The sequence below is a fragment of the Streptomyces sp. MB09-02B genome (genome assembly GCF_033794485.1).
Lineage (GTDB): Bacteria > Actinomycetota > Actinomycetes > Streptomycetales > Streptomycetaceae > Streptomyces.
In genome coordinates this window covers 1-3,294 of record NZ_JARGEE010000661.1, presented here as the reverse complement: position 1 = coordinate 3,294, position 3,294 = coordinate 1, and the positions used below count along the sequence as shown (strand labels likewise).

The 3,294-nt window shown below is 68.9% G+C and carries 2 protein-coding genes and 1 pseudogene; 1 reads left to right on the top strand and 2 read right to left on the bottom strand.

Translation table 11 applies throughout. The annotated features are described in order from the left end of the window. Positions 1–50: 50 nt before the first annotated feature. On the bottom strand, positions 51–536 hold the full coding sequence (locus P1P70_RS42445) for a ribose-5-phosphate isomerase (RefSeq protein ID WP_319247529.1): 486 nt from the start codon (positions 534–536) through the stop codon (positions 51–53). 275 nt (positions 537–811) lie between these two features. On the opposite strand from P1P70_RS42445, the gene P1P70_RS42440 reads away from it, so the two are divergent. Next, positions 812–2,284 (top strand): amino acid permease, encoded by a 1,473-nt coding sequence (locus P1P70_RS42440; protein WP_319247527.1) that lies wholly within the window; start codon positions 812–814, stop codon positions 2,282–2,284. A 96-nt stretch (positions 2,285–2,380) separates the two neighbouring features. Here P1P70_RS42440 and P1P70_RS42435 read toward each other — a convergent pair. After that, positions 2,381–3,294: pseudogene (locus P1P70_RS42435) on the bottom strand (serine/threonine protein kinase); the annotation flags it as partial.

Sequence of the window (3,294 nt, the reverse complement as noted above, 5' to 3'; positions counted from 1 at the left end):
GCCCGACCGTCGCCCACCAAGCCGCACCCCCGGGTCACTGGGCGCCCGTGTCAGTCCTGGGGGTGGTGGGCCGGGATCGGGGGGAGGTCGCCCGTCGTCTCGTAGGACGCCAGCATGTCGATGCGGCGGATGTGACGCTCGTCGCCGGAGAACGGGGTGTTGAGGAACGTCTCGACGAACTTCGTCGCGTCCTCCTGGGAGTGCATCCGGGCGCCGACGGCGACGACGTTCGCGTTGTTGTGCTCGCGCCCGAGCGCCGCGGTCTCGGCGCTCCACGCGAGGGCCGCGCGGACGCCGGCCACCTTGTTCGCCGCGATCTGCTCGCCGTTGCCCGAGCCGCCGATGACGACGCCGAGGGCCCCGGGGTCCGCGGCCGTACGCTCCGCCGCGCGGAGGCAGAACGGCGGGTAGTCGTCCTGGGCGTCGTAGATGTGGGGCCCGCAGTCGACGGGCTCGTGGCCGGCGGCCTTCAGCCACTCGACGAGGTGGTTCTTGAGTTCGTATCCGGCGTGATCCGAGCCGAGGTAGACGCGCATGGTCCGAGTGTGACACGCGTGTTTCGGCGCGGCACGACGGGGTGCGGGACCGGGAAACCGCGAGCTGGACCACGGAAGCTCAAGTAAACCTCAAGTAACGATCTGGATTCAAAGGTTCAGGATTGCTTTCACCTCCGATTCACTGGACCGATCTTTCAGCGGCCCATTCGGCCCCCGGCTGCGCACTCTCGTCTCCCGCTCTGATGAGAGTCGATCGGGTGGTCCTTGGGCAGACGCACGGAAGTCCCCACAACGGCGCAAAGGAAACCTCCCCCATGACCTCCCAGCCGACTCTGCCGAATCAGGCGGACACCCCAGGCTCCTCCTCTCCCCCCTCCCCCGGTCTGCACGCCGGTCTCAAGAACCGTCATCTGTCGATGATCGCCATCGGTGGTGTGATCGGCGCCGGACTCTTCGTCGGGTCCAGTTCCGGCATCGCCACGGCCGGCCCCGGCATCCTGCTGTCGTACGCGCTCGTCGGCACGATGGTGGTGCTGGTGATGCGGATGCTCGGTGAGATGTCCGCCGCCAACCCGACCTCGGGTTCGTTCTCCGCCCACGCCGACCGCGCGCTCGGGCGCTGGGCCGGGTTCTCTATCGGCTGGCTGTACTGGTTCTTCTGGGTCGTCGTGCTCGCGGTCGAGGCGACCGCGGGTGCGGTGATCCTGGAGGGCTGGATCCCGGCCGTACCGCAGTGGGGCTGGGCGCTGATCGTGATGGTCGTGCTGACCGCCACGAATCTGGTGTCGGTCGGCTCGTACGGTGAGTTCGAGTTCTGGTTCGCCGGGATCAAGGTCGTCGCGATCGCCGCGTTCATCGTGGTGGGCGGGCTCGCGGTGTTCGGGGTGCTGCCGGGGGCCGACACCGAGAAGGCCGGGCTGGCGAATCTGACCGAGCACGGCGGGTTCCTGCCCAACGGGGCCGGCGCGATCCTCATCGGTGTGCTGCTGGTCGTCTTCTCCTTCATGGGCAGCGAGATCGCCACCCTGGCCGCCGGGGAGACGGAGGACCCGCAGAGGGCGGTTACCAAGTCCACCAACAGCATCATCTGGCGGATCGGCGTCTTCTACCTCGGCTCGATCTTCGTCGTCGTGACCCTGCTGCCGTGGAACGACCCGTCGATCAAGGAGAAGGGCTCCTACGTGGCCGCCCTGGACTCCCTCGGGATCGCGCACGCCGGGCAGATCATGAACTTCATCGTGCTGACGTCGGTGCTGTCCTGTCTCAACTCCGGTCTCTACACCGCGTCCCGGATGGCGTTCTCGCTGGGTACGCGTGGGGACGCGCCGCGCGCCTTCGGCCGTACGAACGCGCGGGGTGTGCCGATGGCGGCCATCCTGTCCTCGGTGGTCTTCGGGTTCGTCGCCGTCATCTTCAACTACTTCTTCCCCGAGGGGGTCTTCCTCTTCCTGGTCAACTCCTCCGGTGCGGTCGCCCTGTTCGTGTGGCTCGTCATCTGCTTCTCCCAGCTGCGCATGCGGCGGATCATCGAGCGGGAGTCGCCGGAGAAGCTCGTCGTGAAGATGTGGCTGTACCCGTATCTGACGTGGGCCACCATCGGGCTGATCCTCTTCGTCCTCGGTTACATGCTCACCGACACCGAGCACGGCAACCGAGAGATCCTGCTGCTGTCGCTGCTGGTCGCGGCGGTTGTCGTGGGTATCGCCCTGGTGAAGGAGAAGGTCCGTGGCGGGAAGAACGGTGGCGGTTCGTCCGCCGCCGCCGAGGTTTCCGACAAGGTGCACTGACCTCGCCGTAACCCGGGGTCCGGTGGCGGTTCGTCCGCCGCCGGGCCCTTTTTCGTGCCCGATCCGCGGGAAGTCCTGCTTCGTGCCCCGGGCGGTCTACAGGGGGGTGAAACTCTTCTCGACCTTCTCGTAGACCGGGAGGGCGCGGTCCTCTGTGTCGGGGTGGTACCAGGTGGTGAGCTGGTAGGACTTGCCGCCGGAGTTGAAGCCCAACGAGCGGACGTGCCAGGGCAGTTCCTGGGCCGTGACGGTGTACTCCCACACGACGGCGGGCTCGCCTCGGAACTCCGTCTCCTCCAGGCGGATCCGCTGGTATCCCGGCCCCTCGCTGGTGCTCTTCTCCTTTTTCTGCCACTGCTCCAGCAGGTCGCCGCGTGCCAGGGAGGCCTTGCCGACGATCTCCTGCCGGGCGTCCGGCGAGGTGTAGTGCACCTCCGCGCCGGCGTGCACCTCCCGGGAGAAGCCGTCGGGCGGGACCCAGGCGAACACACCGGCCTCCGTTCGGGCGCCCGGCGGCAGCTTCGGTGGGCGGGAGGTGCCGGCGACGGTGGGCGTGGGGGAGAGCGAGGAGGCCGTCGATGTCGCCTTGTCCTTGTCGCCCTCGCCGTCGGGCGAGCCGTTCATCGCCGGTACGAGGACCGCGGCCACGGCGGCGGTCACGGCCACGGCGGCGGACGCGACGAGACGGATACGGCGGTTGCTCCGCCGGGTGTCCTCCGGACTCGTGGGCCCGTCGGGCGCCGTACGCCTGGACGGCACGGGTGGGCCCGGGAGTTCGCCAGGTGGCATGGGGTTGGGCGTGGGAGTGGGAGTGGAGGTGCGCCGGGGTCGGGTCGGCAGGTCGCTGTCGGTGGTGCGCTCGGGGAGATCTGGGGTCGGCTCGGGGTCGGGGTCGGAGTGTTGGGGGGCCGCCGGGTGCTGAGACGCGGGAGGCGGAGGAGAGGGAAGAGGGGTGCGGCGGAGGACGGGCGTGGTGGCTCGGTCGGGCTCCGGGGTGGAGCGGACCGTGG

Bases quoted from the DNA above. Each gene is read 5' to 3' on its own strand.
- P1P70_RS42445 (WP_319247529.1), bottom strand. From the start codon at position 536: ATGCGCGTCTACCTCGGCTCGGATCACGCCGGATACGAACTCAAGAAC.
- P1P70_RS42440 (WP_319247527.1), top strand. From the start codon at position 812: ATGACCTCCCAGCCGACTCTGCCGAATCAGGCGGACACCCCAGGCTCC.